The sequence below is a fragment of the Bacteroides mediterraneensis genome (assembly GCF_025993685.1).
Taxonomy (GTDB): Bacteria; Bacteroidota; Bacteroidia; order Bacteroidales; family Bacteroidaceae; genus Phocaeicola; species Phocaeicola mediterraneensis_A.
The window spans coordinates 4007066-4028529 of record NZ_DAJPEN010000001.1 but is presented as its reverse complement, the minus strand read 5'-3'; the positions used below and the strand labels follow the sequence as shown (position 1 = coordinate 4028529).

The window sequence follows — 21464 nt, the reverse complement described above, 5'->3', positions numbered from 1 at the left end:
TAATCAATTCATCTTTTTACCCTATTAGTTCCAATTTGGATTCTGTTCGATAGATCCGTTCGACATCGTTACCTCGTACAAAGGTATCGGGAAAAGAAGGTCGCGGTCTTCACGGAATGATTTTCCTTTATCGCTTGCTTCACCCTGATTATCCCATTCCATTGCATCACGAGTAGCAGGATCTGTGTTCCATTTCACAAATGAACCATTTTCACCCATCAAGTTGGCGATTACCGGTTTGCCATTGTCGTCTTTCCAGCGGCGGATATCATACAAACGATTCTGTTCAAAAGCCAGTTCCAGACGACGTTCATTACGGATGGCATGACGAAGGTCATTACCAGTCACCGTCACAGAAGCCAGACCTGCACGATTACGTACACGGTTCAGTGCAGCCTGTGCATGTGTATCATCTCCCAACTCGTTGCAAGCTTCCGCATACATCAGCAATACATCCGCATAACGCAGGATACGATGATTCAGCGGGCTCTTGTCTGTGTTGTACACCTCAGGACGGTCATTCAACGGAAGATAATATTTACGGATGATACGAGCTGATTTATGACCCGACGGATCAATTACCAAGCAATTTTCCGGCAGATTATATCTTTCCACATATTCCTTATAGTTAGCAATCTCTTTGTTATCTTTCAAGATTGTTGCAAAATTGTCGGCTGTTTCTCCTTTGATTTCCGTACATCCAGTTTTGATAATTGTCCATTCACGACGTACATCATCTTCACTATAAGCAGCTTCCAGGTTGGCAGAAGGCTGGCACCATGCCCATCCGTCTCCCAATGCGGCACCACAGCTACGGGCACCAGTCACCGTTGAAAGAGAACCTCCTAATGCCAATGTAGGATGATATTCATATTGCACTTCGAAAAGGCTTTCCACACTGTTGTCATAGTTCTTGTTCCATACATCTCCGAAGTCAGGAAGCAAATCATATTCGGTAGTCTGTGCATCTTCTCCCGTATAACCAGATTCCGGAATCAGTTTCTGCAACACATCACGAGCTTCTGTCCACTTTTCCTGATACAGATAAACCTTACCCAGCAAACCCAGTGCAGCTCCACTGGTAGCACGACCCATGTCCGCATCGGCATATTCACTACGTTTAGGCAATACTTCGGCAGCAGCCTTCAAATCTTCTTCAATAAACTTATAAGTATCTTCCAACGAAGCACGAGTGATGCCCTGAATTTCTTCCGGCATCTTGAACTCTGTAATCAGAGGAACTCCTCCGAAGTTTCTAGCCAGTTCAAAATAGAAATATCCACGCAGGAAACGAGCTTCTGCCACTAAACGGTCTTGAAGTTCTTTATCTTCCAAGCCTGCATTTCCGATACGGTCGATAGCCACATTGCAACGCAAGATACCTTTGTAACGATATTGCCAGAAGTTGGAAATCGGACCATTGCTTGCTCCGTTACCTTGGTAATGAGCCAATGAGATATAATCACTCTGGCTCTGTGTGGTATTTCCCATCCATGCATCATCACTACACATCTCAGACAAAAGCCATACCGTATTGATGTTCCACCATCCGCCACAGGTAATATCCTGGTAGCAGCCGGTAATATAGGACTCGCACTCATCGGCTGTAGTGAAATAAGTGTCGAGGTTCTGCTGTCCACGCACCTCTTCCGTCAGGAAGTCTTCGCAGGAAGTAAAGGTCAGCGAGGAAAACAATGTTAATATTGCTAATAGCTGTTTCATAGTTATTCAAGAATTAAAATTTAAAGTCTATACCAAACAAGAATGTACGCGGGTTCGGATAAGCAATGTTATCGATACCTGTTTCAATTACACTACCATCCAGCATCGGACGTTCCGGGTCCATACCTGAATAACCGGTAATCGTAAACGGATTCTGTGCAGAGAATGAAATACGCAAGTTAGCACCTCCTACCCATTGTTTAGGCAAAGTATATCCAATCTGCAACAATTTACAACGCAAATAAGAACCATCTTCCACATAGAAACTGGACACACGCTGATAGTTCAGGTTCAGGTCGTTATAAGACAAGCGAGGAATGTCGTTGCTTGTTCCTTCACCATCCCATGCCTTATTCAGTGTACCAGCCCACACATTCTGACCGTTGGCACCAGAATAATATCCTTTTGTCGTATTAAAGATATCATTTCCCACAGTACCATAGAAGTTGGCGGCAAAATCGATATTCTTATACGTAAATCCCAGGTTCAAACCAATCATCAGGTCCGGATAAGGGTTACCGATGAAAGTCTTGTCGCTGGCATCCAGATTACCATCGTGGTTCAAGTCCTTGAAACGGATATCTCCAGGCTGAGCATTAGGCTGAATCAGATTTCCGTGTTCGTCGGTATGTGCATACACCTCATCCCAGTTCTGGAACAGTCCGTCTGCCACATAACCGTAGAAACGAGAAATCAGACCTCCATCCTCGTTGCTGATAATCTGGTCACTGTTGAATCCACCGGTATAAATCGGTCCATCACCAGAGAACTTGATGGCTTTATTACGTACAGAAGACAAGTTCAAACCGATGTTATAAGAGAAATCACCCTTCTGATCACGCCAGTCCAAACCTAATTCCCATCCGTATGCCTTCATGCTACCTACGTTCATCCATACTGTACTGTTCCAGTTCGGATAACCGATTGCGAAGATATTCTGTTTTTCATACAGCATGTCTTTTGATTTCTTCTGGAAATATTCAAAAGTCACGCCCAAACGAGATTCAAGGAATGACATATCCAATCCCACGTTCCAGTCTTCCACGGTTTCCCATTTCAGCTGATTATTACCTACGGTAGAAATAAAGTAACCGTTTGCCAATGTACTTGTCTTACCAAAATAATACTGTGTCTGGTCCAACAAAGTCAGAGTAGCATTGTTGTCAATGTTCTGGTTACCTACACGACCCCAACCTCCACGGACTTTCAAGTCACTGAAGATTGACTGGTTTTGCATAAATTCCTCACTGATTACACGCCAAGAAGCAGATACAGATGGGAACAACGCATATTTATTTCCTGCAGGGAAACGAGAAGAACCATCCGCACGTAACGAAGCAGAAATATAATAGCGGTTAGCATAGTTATACATCACACGTCCCAGGAAAGAAACCATGGAGTTGAAAGTTGTTTCACCATAAGCCTCTGCATTGTCTGCATTACCGGCATTTACTTCCTGCATCTGGTCGATGTTGCTCGGCAAATCACGACGTAAAGCTTTCGTATTATACCATGCATAACGTTCTGCAGTGAAACCTCCCATGACATTCAAGTTGTGCTTTTCAGCAAAAGTGTCGGCATAAGTAATGGTGTTTGTCCAGTTCCAGTCTAACCATTCCTGTGACTGACGAGAAATTTCATTCAAATCGGTCTTTTCCAGTGGGTCCAAGCTAAATTCCGGTGTAAAGCTGTCTGAACGACGGAAATGTGCATTGGTACCAAACTGTGTACGCAAAGTCAGTTTCTGGATAGGGTTAATCTGCAAATAAGCATTCAAGAGTGCACCCATCTCACGTGAATGACTGTTGGAACGGGCAATAGAACCTGCCGGGTTCCAAGTCTGGTTGTTGTAAGAACGCTGGTAATTGTTATATTCATTATCTACCCATTCTGATTCCGGCTTGAATACAGGAGTTGTAGGGTCCATTGACATGGCAGACGAGAACTGATTCGGTGTATCGTCCCATGATTCCATACGGGGAGCGATGTCCACACCCATCTTTACATACTTATTAAAGGTATATTCGGTATTCAAACGTACGTTGATCTTATCCCAATAACCTACATCAAACTGAGAGTTGTTACGGTAATAACCCAAGCTGAAGTTATATACCAGCTTGTCTGTACCTCCAGCCACACTCAAAGCATAGTTCTGAACCAAGGCAGTCTTGTTGACCACTGTATCCCACCAGTCTGTTCCGCCCGGATTGGTAGTAGCTCCCGTATCGTTCCAGTTGGAAGTAGAGCCATCGTTCGTATAACGTTTGTTATATACTTCTTTATATTCAGCGGCATCTGCCATATCCGGCTTCGCAATAGTCTGGAAACCTACAGAAGCACTAAAGTTCACATTTGCCTTACCAGATTTACCTTTTTTCGTAGTAATCAAGATGACACCGTTAGAAGCACGAGTACCATAAATAGCAGCTGCAGAAGCATCCTTCAATACTTCCATAGATTCAATATCATTGCTGTTCAAGAAATTGATGTTATCACCAACCGGCATACCGTCCACTACATAAAGCGGATTACTACCGTTGACAGTAGTGACACCACGAATCAAGACCTTCGGAGTAGTACCCGGTCCACCACCGCTGGCCACTTGCACACCATTGATTTTTCCTTGCAAGGCATCCATGGCGTTACCCGTTACAGACTGCGTGATTTCTTCTCCTTTTACAGTAGAAATGGAGCTGGTCAAGTCGCTTTTCTTTACGGTACCATAACCGATTACGACTACTTCATCCAACAACTCGGTAGCTTCTTTCAATACGACATTAATGACCGTCTTTCCATTTACAGGGATTTCCTGTGTGTCATATCCAATAGAAGAAAAGACCAATACGGCATTTGAAGAGACGTTCGTCAACGTATAGTCACCATCCAATCCGGTAATCGTTCCATTTCCTGAACCTTTGATCTGCACGGTGGCACCAATCATAGGTTCCTTGTCGGAAGCTGAAGTTACCGTTCCTTTCACAGTAAGTGTCTGTGCATAGCCACACAACGAGAGCAGCATCAGACATACAATTAAAAATTGTTTCTTCATGTTTTATGATTATTGGTTAATTATTCTTTTACTAATTTGGCTCTACCCAAATGTGAATCGAAGTAGAAACGATAAGTACCTCCTACAGTCACTGTGGGCTTTGACCATACATCATTTCCAGTCTTCGGTCCTGTGTATTTATCATTTTGTGATCCGCTCTGTGTATAATAATTGAAGACATCCAAATCCGTTTCAGTATTACTACACCATCTAACCATGTTCCACCATTCAGAAGTATGATAATTATGGATAATAAAATTCATCTGCTCACCGGATGCCAGTTCCATCGGTTCAGAATAGAACAAATGAGGATTTGTTTCATCTTGAATGAATGATTTTACACCTGTAGGATTATCAGAAGTCAATCCAAATGTGAAGTTGATATATTCAGAACCGTCTCCCCAAAGGTCAAAGCATTTCTCACCGTATGTCAGCACAGTAGGATCCCATGGATCTTGAGCTTCCTCCAAGGAATAAACACTCATGCTGTACGTCTTCTCCAGAATATTGAAATCAATCTTATAATATACATTTGCTTGATCCAATACAATTGGTTCTGCCAAAGAAGGATTATCTGTCAGTCTCTCGTTATTTGCAGGATCAAGACCATAACATATCGGAGAAAAACTTGTATTCTGCGGAAGGAAATAAATCTCCGTACCACTCTTCGCATTATAATAGAGAGCTTCATACTGATATTCCCCTACGTGATTAACCAACATCGGGACGCCAAATACATCGCTATTCAGTTCTGCATCAGTGGCCACATCTGCTAAATACATTTTTTCAAAATCAACCACATCGGTAACAGATATCGTACATCTAACGGTATCAGTTTTTTCTGCATAGTCAGTCACTACGATAGTTGCCGGATAATCTTTCTTCTCAGCAGGCAATTCAATCTTCCAAGTATAAGTAAAAGAAGGTACACTATCAATGTCTATTACTACATCTTCATACCCCGCAGCACCTTCGATATCCAAATACAAAGATTTCAATGCCCGGTCGTCAGTCAACTGAAGCTGCATATCATAAGGATCCACACTTCCATCTCTCAACAACATAGCCACCAAGCTACCATCTTCCGGCGCCACTGCAAATACGGGATTCTCAAAATCTCCGTCCATTGTAATCAACACATCTTGTGAAGTCTCACGTCCACCGACATCTATGACAGTTACCTTTACCGTGAACTGTTCACCGACTTCATCTTTTGCCAGACTGAATTTATAGCTCAAATCGTAAGAGGTTTGAGGAGCCCCATAAATATCAATCAAATCAATGGTCTTGTTCAGATACAAATCTGCACATTCCAATTTAATTGCAGAAATACCGTCTGCATCCGTAAGCGTTCCTTCAATCGTGAAGTCATGTCCGGCACCACTCTGAATATGGTCAGCTTTTAATACTGCAACAGGTGCTTCCCCATCCACATCCGCATACTTATTATCATCACTACAACCTGTTACAAAGACCCCTGTGGCAAAAAGCACACAGAGCAAAGAAACTTTCAAGAATCTTGTCCTCATAATTATTAGCATTTATGATTAAACATTATTTTTTCGAGTGCGAAAATACTTATTACCTTAAATTTAATACAAAACCTATCGTGCAATGAGCGACCACAAATCGCTCATTGCACGATTTACATACTGTTAATTCCACAAATATTCGTATTTTTGAAACGCTAAAAAATCCATGATATGAGAACTTGTTTTACCTTGCTTTTACTCCTGCAATCCCTTGTTATCCAGGCACAACTCTACACCATTAAAAAGTTAGGACTGGAGAAAAAACTCTCCAACAGCTATGTCATCGACATCGCGGAAGACAAAAACGGCTATCTTTGGTTCGCCACCGAAGAAGGACTGAACAAATTGGAGGGAAATTCCTTCACTTCATTCTACAAAAAAGAAGAAAGGAGTTCACTCAACTTGACAGGCAATGAACTAAATTGTCTGTTGGACGACCCCAAAGAGCCTATTCTATGGATTGCCACCCAACGGGCAGGATTAAATGCATTCAACTATAAGACATGCCAGCAGATTGTCTTCCAACACAACCCCAAAGACCCGAACAGCATCGCCACCAACGATGTCACCAGCCTGTCGGTTGCAGCCGATGGAAATTTATGGATAACCACGTACTGGAGAGGCATCGACTATCTGGATAAAGCCACCGGAAAATTCACACATTATAATCAGGGCACTGTCCCCGGACTCCCCAGTAATACGGTCTGGGCAGTGGCAGACGACCACAAAGGAAACTTATACATCGGACACGCACAGCATGGGATGAGTATCCTTTCCATCAAGGACAAAAGAATCAAGAACTTTACGTACGACAAACAAGACATCCACACCCTCCCAAGCAACAACGTACAATGCATTTTCAAAGACAATACAGGCAACATCTGGATTGGCACAGAAAAGGGACTGGCACTTTATAAACCTGAAACGGAAAACTTCATCCGTTTTGGAGAAAAAGGCTCTCCCCTTTCTCACCGCATTTATGACATCCAGCAATTCAATGAACACGAGCTGTGGGTGGCCACGGAATTTGGCGGCATCGCCATTATTGACCTGTCCAAAAGCATGTTCAATACAGCCGAAGAGGTCCACTTCATTCAGGCCGGAGACAATGAATACAACCTGAATAATTCGACCGTACGCTGCCTGTTTCAAGATTCCAACCAGAACATCTGGGCCGGCACATGGGGAGGAGGAGTGAATTTTCTCAGTCCCAATGCAGCCTTGTTCAAATCGTTCAGCTATTCCCCCAACTCTCCGGGAAGCAATTTAAATGCCCATATCGCCAGCGCTGTCTGCATTGACAAACAAGGCACTTTATGGGTGGGCACAGACGGAGGAGGCATCAACGTACTGGAAAACGGACAAAGAATAGCGACTTATACCGAAAACAGTGGAAACCTTAGTGGAAACTCCATACAGGCCGCATTGTGTGACCAGAAAGGCAACCTTTGGTTCGGCATCTTTTATGGAGGCATCATGTTCTATGACAAACATACTAGAAACTTCCGGCAAATCTTTCCCAAGGAACAGGCTACCTATGACGTGCGGTCACTCTTTGAGGATAAGGAAGGCATCATCTGGGTAGGTACGAGCGAAGGGGTTTTCCAGATAGACAGAAACTCCCAAAAGATTCTCCATCACATCAATATGCCCGACAATCTGGTACGCTCAGTCATCAAAGACTCCAAAGGGCAAATATGGGTAGGAAGTTTTGGAAGTGGAATCTTTCTTTATTCTCCCAATTGGAAACAATTAAAGGAGTTCAACACCTTCAGAGGATTCCCATCCAATACCATCAACCAGCTTTTTGAGGATTCAACCGGGAATATATGGGCAGCTACCGGGGAAGGACTCGTACAATTTGAGAACCAGTCACCTTGGAAGTATAAAATCTTCCAACGTAATGAAGGACTGACCAACACTTTCATCTGGGCCATTACAGAAGATGACGACAAAAATATCTGGTTCAGCACCAATCAAGGAATCAGCTGTCTGTCCAAAGACAGGCAAGATATCTATAATTACGATTACAGGGACAACATCCCCATGGCCAGCTTTATGGGTAGAAGTGTTTGTAAGGATAAAAACCACACTCTCTACTTCGGTTCGACCAACGGACTGTGCTATTTTACTCCCAGCCAGATTCTGGATAAAAAACAATCTCCCAAAGCTGTAATCGGAAAAATAACGATATATGAACCGCTGACCTCGGAAAACAGCAATGAAACGGAAATTCCCCTGATTAACCGGGAAAGCATACGGCTGAAATTTTTGCAGAACAATTTCAACATTTCCTTCCACATACAGGATTATTCCTTGAACGAAAGAGTGGAATATGCCTATATGCTGAAGGGACTTGAAAACGCATGGTACACGGTGAAAGACCCGCACAACGTGACTTTCCGCAATCTGCCGCCGGGGAAATATGAGTTCCAGGTGAAAACCCGCATCCGGAACCAAGAGTGGTCGGATGATATCTCAAAAGTGGAAATCGTCATCGCTCCTCCCCTTTGGCTCTCCTGGTGGGCAAAAATTCTTTACGTACTTGGAGGTGTCGGAATCCTCATCGGCGGACTGTGGGCCTATAAACGCAAACTGAACCTGGAGTATCTGTATGAGTCTGAAAAGATGAGTCACGAACAGGAACAGAGACTGAATGACGAACGGCTGAGGTTCTTCACCAACATTACGCACGAATTACGCACACCGCTCACCCTGATTCTAGGACCACTGGAAGACATGGTGAAAAACAGCAGCCTTTCTCCCAAAGATCACCACCGGATTTCGGTCATCCATCAAAGTGCTGTCCGCCTGCTGAACCTGATTAACCAGATACTGGATTTCCGGAAAACGGAGACTCAGAACAAGAAACTGTGTGTCACCAAAGGGAACCTGACCAGTGCGGTCTATGAAACCGGGCTGAAATACAAGGAATTGAACAACAATCCCAACATACAGATATTAATAGAGGTGGAAGAAGAGAACATGATTCTGTTCTTCGACAAGGAGGTCATCATGATGATTCTGGACAACCTGATTTCCAACGCGCTGAAATATACCGAAAAAGGCTATGTGCGTGTACGGGCAGAATGGGTTACGGAAAACGATGTACGATATGCACAGCTTTCCGTGGAAGATACCGGCTATGGCATCGGAAAGGAGGCGCTCGACCATATCTTTGAACGCTATTATCAGGAAAGCGGGGAGCATCAGGCTTCGGGAACAGGCATCGGACTGGCCTTGGTAAAGAATCTGGTCACCCTGCATGAAGGGGATATCCAAGTGAAAAGCCTCCCCGACATCGGTACAACCTTCTACCTGCGTTTACAGGCCAACAACACTTATCCCAATGCCTTGCATGGAGAGGATATACATACAGAGGAAGAAACGCAGGAAGTGAAAGAAGAAACCATGGAAAAGCTGGAAATGGCAGACAACGCAAAAAATTCACGTCCCATCGTACTGGTGGTGGAAGACAATGCCGACATCCGAGACTATATTGCCGATGCGTTCACGGATTTATATGAAGTGAAAACCGCCTCTAATGGAAAGGAGGGGCTGAAAATAGCCACTGAATGTGCCCCCGACATTGTCGTCAGTGACATCATGATGCCCGTGATGAACGGTATCGTGATGTGCCAGAAGCTGAAAACAGACATCCGTACCAGCCATATCCCAGTCATTCTCCTCACTGCAAAAGACAGCATCACCGACAAGGAGGAAGGATATCAGGCCGGGGCCGACTCCTACCTCACCAAGCCTTTCAGCGCCAGCCTGCTGCAGAGTCGAATCAGTAACCTGCTGGCACAACGGAGACTACTGTCCGAACGTTTCGCTATCCGGCCGGAGAAGCCACAAAGACAAAGCATGGAGGAAAAGAGGGCCATCATCACGGAATCGATGAACAAACTGGACAAAGAATTCCTGGACAAGATTACCCAGATCATAACGGAAAGCCTCTCCGCAGCAGAAAACGTGGATATCACTGTATTGTCCAACGCATTATGCATGAGCAGTTCCACGCTTTACCGAAAAGTGAAAGCGCTTACAGGGATGTCTACCAACGAATATATCCGGAAAATCAAAATGCACCTGGCTGAGAAATACCTGCTGGAGGGCAAATATACCATCTCCGAAATCGCCTTCAAAGTGGGCATCAACAGCAACGTGTATTTCCGTCAGTGTTTTAAAGAAGAATTCGGCATGTCGGCCTCAGACTATCTGAAGCAGCTGACAGGGACTTCTATCGAGGATACGACCAACGAAAAGGAGGGTTGAGAACCTTTTTTCATCCCCGATAAAAAACGTCCTCACGTTTGATTTGAAAGTACAACCGTCCGCGATAGCGTTCACCACATAAAAAGATAGCCTTCCAGATTTTTGGGCGGCTATCTTTTCATCTTCTTCCATCTATCCGGAAGCAAATCACGATATTTATCTATAGGAGTATTAGGAGGCCATGCGGCACAACGGTCTATAATGTCGCAGAAGTATTCAAAGATGTTTATTCCACATCTATGGCATGTTATGGCTAATGAGTGGTATAACACCGCCACTTCGGCTCCTGTATGAGAGCCTATTGTCAGACGTCTTCGTGTCAGTGATATATACCTGTTTATTCGTTCAACTTCATTGTTGTCAAGCCTGTATTTAGGAGAAGAGAAGATTGCCGGTATTTCATGCCACTGTTTCAGCGCATAATCGGCGGCGGCATTAAGAGAATCATCAGGAGGTATCCCCGGACGGTCTTTAATCTCAATCAATCCTCTGTAGATTTTTTCAATCATCACTTTTGAGTAGCGTTGCCTCCACTGAAGGTGGTCCTCGTCAGTCCATCCGTCCTTTCCTGTTTTGTGTTTATGCTCGAAGTGATACAATAGGCCGAAGCGCTTGGCCATTTGCTGGGCAATAGTACTATCCTTTATATCCAGAAACTTCCGTTTTATATGCTGCAGGCATGGAAGTCTTTTTATTCCTTTCAGATTGCCGATTCCGATATGACGGTATCCGGAGTAAAAGTCACACTGGAAGGCTCCGTTAAATCCTTTTATTTCATTTTCAAAGACTTCAGCCGAACGTGATCCGTCATCATAAAAGAAATACACCAGACCTGTGGTCATACCGACAAACACCCAGATATATCCTTTCTTTATTTTCTTCCCTGAATCAGTGACTGTCTGCAGACGTACTTTCTGATAAGTCTCATCACCACAGATATAGTTGTCCTCAAGGATTGCCTTTGCAAGAGCCTTATAAAGGTTCTCAAGCTGAACCTTGGTTTTGCTGACAAGCTTCCGGGCGGTACCCTTATCAAGATCGAAGCCGTGTGAGCGGAAGTATTCTACCGCATTTTCAAGCGGCATTCCGTGCAGATAGCGCAACTCCGCCAGACCTGCGATAAAAGAGGAAGTGTATTGGGAGTTCAGCAGCGGAGTTGCCGGAACAGAACCTTTGAAGATTGTACCGTTCTGAACATACTTCTTGACCTTATAGATTGTCTTGATAAAGCGCATGGGAACCATTGAATAACGCACGACATCGCATGTACACATATATCTGGCCAGTTCCGGATCAAACCCCGGGTCGTCAGGTTCTACATCAAAGGTTTCAATCTCACATTCCGGATGTGTCTTTTTCTTCGCACCGTTGTTTGTATGTCTCTTTTGTATCTTCTGTTCAGGAACATCAGATTTGGGGAGCATCTGTCCGGTCTGTCTTTCCGAGGGAGATTCCTGCAGACGGCGCATTGCCTGACGGACAGTTTTTTCCTTGCTGAGTTCAATGTCCTTTCCTTTGAGAGTTTCCTCCAGAGAGGTTATCTGCTTTCTCAGTTCTTCAACCGTGGCAGTCAGTCTCTCGTTGGCTGAAGTCAGTGAACGGACAGATGATAAGGCTTCCTCCAGTTTGCCCTGAAGGAAGCCGTTCTGGCGTTGCAAAAGTTCTATCAGTTCATCCTTTTTCATGCTTTAAAGTTACGAAAAAAGGCGGATTTATGCAACTTCTTATAGATTTAATTATTTGATTATCAATATTATATATACTACCTTGCAGCCATTCTAAAGCGTTCTTCGACAGTTACTTTTACAGGTGTGAGCCCCCTCATCAGCATGTAGAAGTCATCCCATTGAAACCTGCGGACGCTGCCATCACCGTTTTTCAGCACCTCACGGAAACGCCCTTGGGACAGTCTTTTAGTGTACATCAAAAAACCGTCGCCGTCCCATTTTAATGCCTTCATGGTCTTACGGTCCTGTGAGAAAAACACATATACATTCCCCGAAGCCGGAGAATGTCCTTTCCACGACCATATCATTTGTGTCAGACCACGGATGCCATAACGCATGGATACAGGATGCTGACAGACCCACAGATGCAGACATGAATCAAGGCTCCACATGAGTGACCTCCTTTCCCATTTTACGGATAAACTTCGCAATAACAGACAAGTCCGTATCTTCCGGAAAGCTTACTTCCACATTGCCATCTACCCTGACAGTAATCACATTGCAGCTTTCTGCAGGAAGAAAACCGGCTTCCTCAAATATCACATCCTCAAAAGGTATTTCCTTATACCGGGAACTTCGACATGTATGGGGACTTGTATATCCGGGCAAATCCGAAACACGGAGTCTGTTGCGCCACAGAAAGTCCTTCATCTGTTTCCTTGTTATTCCAAAACCTTTATAATAATCAATAAAGCGTCCCGGTTGTCTGCCATCGGCACAGAGGGACTTAAATTCTTCGTAAGCCTGAGAACAACGAAACTTCAGACAACTTCCTCTTGTATATCCGGGAACATCATTCAAGCTTGTGTATTCTTCCTTCAATATCAGATACATCCTGTAATAATTGACACCATGCCCGCGGCAATATTCACGAAAGGAGCATGATTGTTTGCCAGATGAACATAATTCTTTAAAAGCAGAAAAAATCTGCCTGTAGTATTCTATTTTTACCATATCTAAAATTTTATGGCAAAGTTAGAATTACTACAGGCAGACTACAAGACGCTATCGCGGACGGTTGTACATTTGAAACTCCTTTACGTTTGGTTGAGAACGTAAGGGAGTTTTACTTTAAATGCACTTGCGTTTGAAGACAAACGTCCTTGCGTTTAAGGACAAACGCAAAGGCGTTTTCCAGCACGAAAGAACGCATAAAAAAACGGCTGTCTTCACGCGGAAAACAGCCGTTCTTCAAACATTATATCAGAATCTTATTATGCTTCCTCTACTTCACCTACTTGCTTCGGCATCTTGTGTCCCATAGTCAGGTAAGCTACCGGAGCAGCCACGAACAAAGAAGACAATGTACCGATTACCACACCCAGAATCATGGCGAATGCAAAGCTACGAATGCTGTCACCACCCAGGATGAAGATACTCAGCAACACAATCAAGGTACTCAAAGAAGTGTTGATGGTACGGGCCAAAGTCGTATTCAATGAGTCATTGAACAGCTGGGCACGTTCGCGTTTCGGATACAGACCGATAAACTCACGCACACGGTCGAAGATAACCACCTTATCGTTGATAGAGTAACCGATGGCCGTCAGGATGGCACCAATGAACGTCTGGTCAATTTCCAGAGAGAACGGCATCCATCCGTAGCACAAGGAGTAGGCACCGATAATCAATACGGTATCTACCATCAATGCCACCGTAGCACCGATACTGAAGGCGATGTTGCTGAAACGAATCAGGATATACACACCGATGGCAATCAGAGCCAGTACAACCGACCAGATAGCGGATGTCTTGATGTCGTCGGCAATGCTAGGACCTACCTTCTGAGAACTGATGATAGAACCTCCGGCACGGTTATCACGGTCGATGAAGATTTCGAGCGTAGTACCCTTGCCCAGCAAGTTACCTTCTTTCAATGCATTGTAAAGGAACTCTTCGATTTCGGCATCGATTGTCGGAGAATCTTCGTTGATGCGGTAGTTGGTAGTCACACGGATAGTCTTTCCATCTGTACCCAAGGCAATGGCCTGTACGTTGGCATCTCCCACTTTCGGCTGCAGCAGGTCGCGTACGGTTTCCGGCTGTACCACCTGTTCAAACTGAACCACGAAGTTACGTCCACCGGTGAAGTCGATACTCTGTGCCAGTCCGCGTACAAAGAAAGAAACGATACATACTACAATGATAATCGCCCAAATCGTAAACGAACGTTTGGTAATACCCATGAAGTTATAGTGTACATTCTGCATCAGGTTCTTTGAAACGCCTGTAGTGAATGTCAGGTTCAACCATTTGTCTTTGTTCATGAAGTGTTCGTAAACCAGACGAGTCAAGAACACGGCTGAGAAGAACGAACAGAGGATACCGATAATCAAGGTAGTGGCAAAACCACGGATCGGACCGGTACCGAAGTTGAACAGGATAACACCTGTGATGATAGAAGTCAAGTTAGAGTCGAAGATGGCAGAAAACGCGTTCTTGTAACCTTCGGCCAAAGCCTGCTTGGTTCCCTTGCCTGCACGAAGCTCTTCTTTCGTACGTTCATAAATCAATACGTTCGCATCCACGGCCATACCCAGTGACAACACCATACCGGCGATACCGGACATCGTCAAGGCAGCCTGGAAAGAGGAAAGGATACCCAGTGTGAAGAAGAAGTTGATGAACAACGCACCGTTGGCCACCATACCCGGAATGAATCCGTACATCACACACATGTAAGCCATCAGGACAATCAAAGCCACGATGAAGGATACGATACCCTGGTTGATAGATTCCTGTCCCAGAGACGGACCTACAATGTCTTCCTGTACGATATGTGCCGGAGCCGGCATCTTACCGGATTTCAACACGTTGGCCAAGTCTTTTGTCTGCTCTGGAGTAAAATTACCTGTAATCTCAGAATGACCTCCAGCAATTTCACCGTTAGAACGTGGGGCACTGTATACATATCCATCCAATACGATAGCAATTTCACGGCCCTCATTCTTTTTAGTCAATTGCGCCCAACGACGAGCACCTTCCGTATTCATAGCCATCGTTACACAAGGTTTGTTATACTGATCATAGGAATCACGAGCATCTGTAACAACATCCCCCTCCAACGGCGCACGACCATTACGTTGGGTAGATTTAATAGCATATAACTCAAAAATACGTCCGCTCTTATCCAAATCAGAAGCTCTTACACCCCACATCAGTTTCAGGTCGCGCGGCATCACTTCCTTCACGGCCTTCATGTTCAGGATACGGTTCACATCGGCTGTATCTTTATAATCGGCATAACCTACGATACAACCTACTCCGCTCTGGTTCAGCTGCAGTACAGACAACAACGGATGTTCTTTTTTCATCTGTTCCATATCGGCGTTGGAAGCAGCCGGTGTCTCTCCCTTCAGGGCAGCCGTCAAGCTGTCTTTGGCAGAAACGGCAGAAGCCTGAGCCACTGCAGTCGTATCGGCTTCAGCCTGTACAGAATCAGCAGGAGCCTCGTTGTTCAGCAAGCCACGGGCGCGGTTATCAGCAGAAGCCAATACCGGCACGATATCTTTTGCTTCGAAAGTTTCCCAAAATTCCAAGTTGGCAGAACCCTGCAAGAGTTTTCTCACACGCTCCGGTTCCTTGATACCCGGCAGTTCCACCATGATACGGCCCATCTTTCCTTCCAGTGTCTGGATGTTCGGCTGAGCCACACCAAAACGGTCGATACGTGTACGCAAAACATTGTAAGAGTTGTCTACGGCAGCTTTTACTTCCTCGCGCAATACTTTCTCAACTTCTGCGTCTGTACTACGGGTATTCACTTTGTCTTTCAACTGCTGGGTGGCAAAAAGTTCAGCAAGTTTGCCTTCCGGAGCCAGTTTTTTGTATTCTCTGACAAACAGGGTCACGAAATCTTCCTGACTGTTAATCTGCAATTTGGCAGCTTCAGCCACAGCCTTGTTAAAGGCTTCATCCGGTTTGTTGTCGGCCAACGCCTTCACTACGTCCGGTACGGAAACTTCCAGAATGACGTTCATACCACCTTTCAGGTCCAAACCCAACCCGATTTCCATCTCACGACATTGTTTCAGCGTGTAAATCCCCAACCACACCTTCTGATTCTGCATGGAATCCAGGTAATGTGCCGAACCCTTCGGGTCCTCAGCCGCCTTGTTCATCTGATAACGTGTAACGAATGAGAATGAAAGGTAAAAAGCACACGCAAGGGTCAGTAATACCGCAAAAACCTTTACAAATCCTTTGTTTTGCATGTTACTTTAATTTATTATATTTACTTTTAAAATTTGATACGTTTATTCAAGGTTGCAAATATAGTTTTTTTTCATTAGATATGCGGAAACGATTGTAAATATTTAAGCCATAGAGCCTAAAAAAGGAGCCATCGCTTGCAAAAATTAAGCAATAGCTCCTTCTTTTATTTATAAAGTACAGGATACTCCCTGTAATTCAGACATTTTATTTCAATCCACGTGCCTGCAACAGCGGTTCGATACTAGGTTCTGCCCCACGGAAGGTGACATACAACTTCATCGGGTCGTCGGAACCACCTTTTTCCAAGATGTTCTCACGGAAGGAAGTGGCTGTAGCCTGGTCAAACAGTCCGTGTTCCTTGAATGCTTCAAATGCATCCGTATCCAGGCGTTCTGCCCACAGATAACAATAGTATCCGGCTGCATAGCCACCCATGATGTGATTGAAATAGGTAGAACGGTAACGAGGTGCGATTTGCGGAATCAGGCCGATTTTATCCATCAGCTGCTTTTCAAACTGCAGTACGTCAAAGCCTTCCATGGTAGTCAGACTGTGCATTTCCATATCCAGAATAGCCGCAGCCAGCAACTCAGTCGTCATGAATCCCTGGTTGAACAAGGCTTGGTTTTCAATCTTGGCAATCAAAGAATCCGGAATGGCCTCACGGGTCTTATAATGCTTGGCATACATTTTCAGCACTTCCGGAGCCACAGCCCAGTGTTCCATAATCTGCGAAGGAAGTTCCACAAAGTCACGTGCCACCGAGGTACCGGATACACCTTTATACTTACACTGTGTCAGCAAACCGTGCAGGGCATGTCCGAATTCATGGAACATCGTACGAGCCTCATCAATGGTCAGCAATGACGGAATGTCACCGGCCGGTTTGGTAAAGCTGGCCACATTGTAAATCAACGGGCGGACACCTTCCTGTTCTTCACGGAAATTGCTCATCCAGGCACCGCTCCGCTTGCTGGCACGTGGCATATAGTCACTGTAGAACACCCCCAGGAGCGAGCCGTCCGCATCCTTCACAATGTAAGTTTTCACATCTTTGTTGTACACCGAGATAGAATCACACGGAGTAAGGGTAATGCCATACAGCTTGTTCACTACCATGCACAAACCGTTGAACACGTCTTCCTGACTGAAATAAGGCTTGATTTCGTCTTCGTTCAGACTATATTTTCCTGACGGAGTTTCTCGGCATAATACCACCAGTCCCATGCTTCCAATTTCTCGCCTTTTCCTTCACGGTCCATGATTTTCTGGAGCTCTGCAGCCTCAGCCTCGGCATTCTTGATGGAATATTTCCACAATCCATACAGCAAATCCAGCGCATTCTGAGGTGTCTTGGCCATGTTGTCGGACAACTGGTATTCCGCATAGTTACTGAATCCCATCAGCTGTGCCTTTTCCAGACGGAGTGCCAACACCTGTTTCAACACGTCCTTGTTGTCGTTGGCATTGCCCCGGTTGCCCAAACTGGTATAAGCCTGATAAATATTTTTTCTCAACTCACGGTTCTGTGCATACTGCAGCAACGGCGTACGGCTGGATTCCTGCAAAGTGAATACCCATTTCCCGTCTTTCCCGTGCGCTTTTGCTTCATGAGCCGCTCCTTCAATCACCGCTTCCGGCAGACCGGCCAAATCTTCTTTCTTGTCTACCACCAGCAGATAATCGTTGTTATCGGCCAACACATGATTGCCAAACTCGATGGTCAGTGTAGAAAGCTGCTTGTTGATTTCGCGCAGACGCTCCTGTTTCTGTGCATCCAGTCCCGCACCCGAACGGACAAATTCCTTGTAATATTTATCCAGCAGATAATGCTGCTCTGTGGTCAGCGTGATTTTTCCGGCCTCCTCCTGTGCATGCACGGCAGCTACCCGCTTATACAAATCCTGGTTCAGGAAAATATTGTCACTGTGTTCAGACAACATCGGAGCGATTTTGCCCTCCAGTGCCATCAGTTCATCGTTCGTATCGGCTTCAGTCAAAGCAAAGAACACCCCACTCACCCGAGCCAGGATTTCTCCACTGTTATCCAATGCCACGATGGTATTCTCGAAAGTCGGTTCTTCCGGATTCTCCACAATAGCCTTGATTTCCTGATTCTGCTGCTCAATGCCTTTCAGAAAGGCCGGTTCATAATGCTCCACCTTAATCCGGTTGAAATCCGGCGTGCCATAAGGCGTTTCAAACTCAGTCAGAAACGGATTGTCCGTATCAGCTGCCTGCTGTCCACAGGCACATACCATACAACTCATAGCGGCTGCAAAAATTAAATTCTTCATCATATTGTTTTTATCAGGTTATAATTTCTCTACCAGGCACCACAGCGGATAATGGTCGGAAGCCGAAATGGAATTATCCACCCGGCATTTCAAAGGCCGGAAGCCCTTGTTCACAAACAGGTGATCGATGCGGAAATACAGGAAATTCCGGTTATAAGAAAACCCCGGCCCCCATCCCGCCGCACGATAGGCATCGGTCAATCCCCTTCCGATGGTACGATGGGCATACGAAATCGGCGAATCATTGAAATCGCCACATACCAGCAAATATTGGGTAGCCTCCCGGGAGATGACCTGAGCCACAGAATCTGCCTGAGGAGCACGAATCACCGCCGCATCCGCCAGTTTCCGAATCAGATACTTCCCGTCCGATTTGACTTTCTGTTCATCCGGCGATTTCAACAATCCTTCATACACCTCTTTGTCGTGTGCATCCAACTTGTTCGATTCCAAATGGTTGCATACCACCGTCAAGGTATCCTTTTCCATCTTTAACTGAAGAAGAAAACTCCCGTTCGTCCCGCTTTGATACGATATCGGCCGTGCCGAAAGAATAGGGAAACGTGAAAGACATCCCATCCGGTTCCCATTTCCCACATCCAGACTCCGCACGTAAGGATACATTGGAAACGCTTTTTTCATCTGTTTCTCATCCCAACGGAATTCCTGCAGACATACCACATCGGCATCACTCTGCTGGATATAAGTCTGTATCGGATGAGATTCATCTTCTGCATCCCCTTGCATCCCCATCACGTTATACGTCAAGAATTTCAACACCTCTCCGTCTGCCGTTTCCTGTGCACTGCGAAAAGGACAGTACGTCACAATAGCCCCTCCACCCAACAGCAGAAAGGCCAGCGGTACCCACAAAAACCGTCTGTAATAAAACAGCCAGACTGGTACAAACACCAGTACAGCCAGCAATAAAAAAGGGAAAAACAGTCCCGCACACGAAAGCACCGGATGGGCTACAGGCGACAAAGAAGGGCTATACGCACACAACAGGAATCCCGCTCCCGCCCCGATATTCGCAAGCAGAAGCACCCCTTTTACTGTATGTCCCAGAATATTCATTTCTTACTCGCGTCAAATAATCTCTTTTTTTCTTCTTCCGTCAGGCTGTTGTATCCCGACTTCCGCAATTTATCCAGAATCCGGTCGATTTCAGCCTCCCGTTCCTTCTTGCGGGCATTGTAATCGTAATCGGCCTGACGTCCTCCATAATGCACCTTCATCTTAGGCTTGCGTTTCACCGGATGTCCCAGCCGCATGCACCAGTCGCACACCGCATTGATTCCTTTCGTGACATCACGCCCGTGCTGCAAACCGGCTGCAAATCCCCATCCGGCCAACGCACCGCCCAGATGTGCGATATGTCCGCCCGCATTGCCGGAAGTCATGAACAGCAAATCGAGCACCACCATGAACAAAGCCACATATTTCAGACGGACCGTACCGATGAACAGGAACTGCACCGGATAGTTCGGCTCGCGTACACCCACTGCCACCACAATGGCCAGCACCGAAGCCGATGCCCCCAGCAGATAAGACGAATACACTACTTCCTGAAAATAAGGAAACACATTATACGCCAGCATGTACAGCAGTCCGCCGCAGATACCTCCCAGAAAATACAGTCCACGCAGGTGCTTGCCCGAAAAGAACATCAGGAACAAACGTCCAAACCAGAAAAGCCACAGCATGTTGAACAGAATATGCAACACGCCGGCATGCATGAACATGTACGTCAGCAGCGACCAAGGCTGACGGATAAACGCTTCCGTCCACGCTGGCAGCTCCAGGAAATGCATCCAAGGCGATGAAGGCACATTAAACAGGGTCAGAAAAATCTGTACCACCGTCACGGCCAGAAACACTGCCACGTTGATGTACACCAACCGCACCGCAATGTCGCCCTGCTGGAATTTCCGTTTCAAATCAGTAATAAATCCGTCCGCTGCCATTTTTCTTTTTCCAATAAATAATCAGTATCAAGCCGAACAGCATACCGCCCAAATGTGCGAAGTGTGCCACATTGTCACCGCCTCCCAAACCGAGCACCAGCTCCAATACCGCATAACCAATCACGAAATATTTTGCCTTGATGGGCATCGGAATAGGGAAAACGAACATCTGGCTGTTGGGAAACAGCATTCCGAAAGCCAGCAGAATACCATACACAGCTCCCGAAGCACCCACTGTGGTCAGCTGGTTCAGGAAGGCTTCCATCGGAATGACACCCAGTCCCGTATCGACCGAAGTATAGTTCGACCACACCATGGCATATTCCAGGTACTGCACCAGTTCCTGAATCAGTCCGGCCCCGATACCGCAAACCAGGTAGTATGTCAGGAAACGCTTGGGTCCCCACACCTGTTCCAATACCCGTCCGAACATCCATACCGCAAACATATTGAAAAAGATATGCGAGAAGTTGGCATGCATGAACATATACGTGATGAGCTGCCCCAGGTTAAAGTCAGAGGCCATGAAAAAGTGAAGACCGAGCAGATTCTCTATATCTACCCCGTATTTCCGGGCCACAAACATACCCAGAAAACAGAGCACATTGATAATAAGCAGGTTTTTCGTTACTGTTGGAAGATTATTCATGTTGTTAAATCATTGATTCAGTTGCAAA

11 protein-coding genes and 1 pseudogene are annotated in these 21464 nt (G+C 45.5%); 1 reads left to right on the top strand and 11 read right to left on the bottom strand.

The genetic code is table 11. The features are described from left to right. Window positions 1–24 precede the first annotated feature (24 nt). Genes OIM59_RS17105 through OIM59_RS17095 form a run of 3 tightly spaced genes read right to left on the bottom strand, consistent with a single transcriptional unit; the run spans window position 25 to window position 6300 of the window. On the bottom strand, window positions 25–1722 hold the full coding sequence (locus tag OIM59_RS17105; protein WP_299168115.1) for a RagB/SusD family nutrient uptake outer membrane protein: 1698 nt from the start codon (window positions 1720–1722) through the stop codon (window positions 25–27). Window positions 1723–1735: 13 nt separating this feature from the next. Continuing rightward, window positions 1736–4771, bottom strand: a complete 3036-nt coding sequence (locus OIM59_RS17100) for a TonB-dependent receptor (RefSeq protein ID WP_299168113.1) — start codon at window positions 4769–4771, stop codon at window positions 1736–1738. A 20-nt stretch (window positions 4772–4791) separates the two neighbouring features. Then, the gene (locus OIM59_RS17095) at window positions 4792–6300 is read right to left on the bottom strand and encodes a hypothetical protein (RefSeq protein WP_299168111.1); all 1509 of its coding nucleotides are present in this window, start codon (window positions 6298–6300) and stop codon (window positions 4792–4794) included. A 174-nt stretch (window positions 6301–6474) separates the two neighbouring features. Between OIM59_RS17095 and OIM59_RS17090 the strand changes: the two genes are divergently transcribed. Continuing rightward, window positions 6475–10581 carry a hybrid sensor histidine kinase/response regulator transcription factor gene (locus OIM59_RS17090; protein WP_303897861.1) on the top strand — a complete coding sequence of 1369 codons (4107 nt, stop codon included), beginning with the start codon at window positions 6475–6477 and terminating at the stop codon, window positions 10579–10581. A 110-nt stretch (window positions 10582–10691) separates the two neighbouring features. Here the strand turns inward: OIM59_RS17090 and OIM59_RS17085 are convergent, their stop codons facing one another. From OIM59_RS17085 to OIM59_RS17050, 8 genes and pseudogenes are all read right to left on the bottom strand, one after another. Continuing rightward, the gene (locus OIM59_RS17085) at window positions 10692–12266 is read right to left on the bottom strand and encodes an IS66 family transposase (RefSeq protein WP_299170862.1); all 1575 of its coding nucleotides are present in this window, start codon (window positions 12264–12266) and stop codon (window positions 10692–10694) included. Between the two features lie 77 nt (window positions 12267–12343). Then, a complete protein-coding gene (gene tnpB / locus OIM59_RS17080; protein ID WP_303897395.1) occupies window positions 12344–12700 on the bottom strand; it encodes an IS66 family insertion sequence element accessory protein TnpB in 357 nt (118 codons plus the stop codon). After that, window positions 12687–13262, bottom strand: coding sequence for a hypothetical protein (locus OIM59_RS17075; protein WP_303894447.1), 576 nt, complete (start codon window positions 13260–13262; stop codon window positions 12687–12689). The genes tnpB and OIM59_RS17075 overlap by 14 nt, the downstream gene beginning before the upstream one ends. 260 nt (window positions 13263–13522) lie before the next feature. Further along, a complete protein-coding gene (secDF, locus tag OIM59_RS17070; RefSeq protein WP_299168106.1) occupies window positions 13523–16522 on the bottom strand; it encodes a protein translocase subunit SecDF in 3000 nt (999 codons plus the stop codon). Between the two features lie 205 nt (window positions 16523–16727). Beyond that, window positions 16728–18823 (bottom strand): annotated as a pseudogene (locus OIM59_RS17065) (M3 family metallopeptidase). Between the two features lie 15 nt (window positions 18824–18838). Further along, window positions 18839–19897, bottom strand: coding sequence for an endonuclease/exonuclease/phosphatase family protein (locus OIM59_RS17060; RefSeq protein ID WP_303897860.1), 1059 nt, complete (start codon window positions 19895–19897; stop codon window positions 18839–18841). After that, window positions 19894–20787 carry a rhomboid family intramembrane serine protease gene (locus tag OIM59_RS17055; protein ID WP_303897858.1) on the bottom strand — a complete coding sequence of 298 codons (894 nt, stop codon included), beginning with the start codon at window positions 20785–20787 and terminating at the stop codon, window positions 19894–19896. The genes OIM59_RS17060 and OIM59_RS17055 overlap by 4 nt, the downstream gene beginning before the upstream one ends. Next, complete coding sequence (locus OIM59_RS17050) at window positions 20762–21436, bottom strand: rhomboid family intramembrane serine protease (RefSeq protein ID WP_299168099.1); 675 nt, start codon at window positions 21434–21436, stop codon at window positions 20762–20764. The genes OIM59_RS17055 and OIM59_RS17050 overlap by 26 nt, the downstream gene beginning before the upstream one ends. Between the last annotated feature and the right edge of the window lie 28 nt (window positions 21437–21464).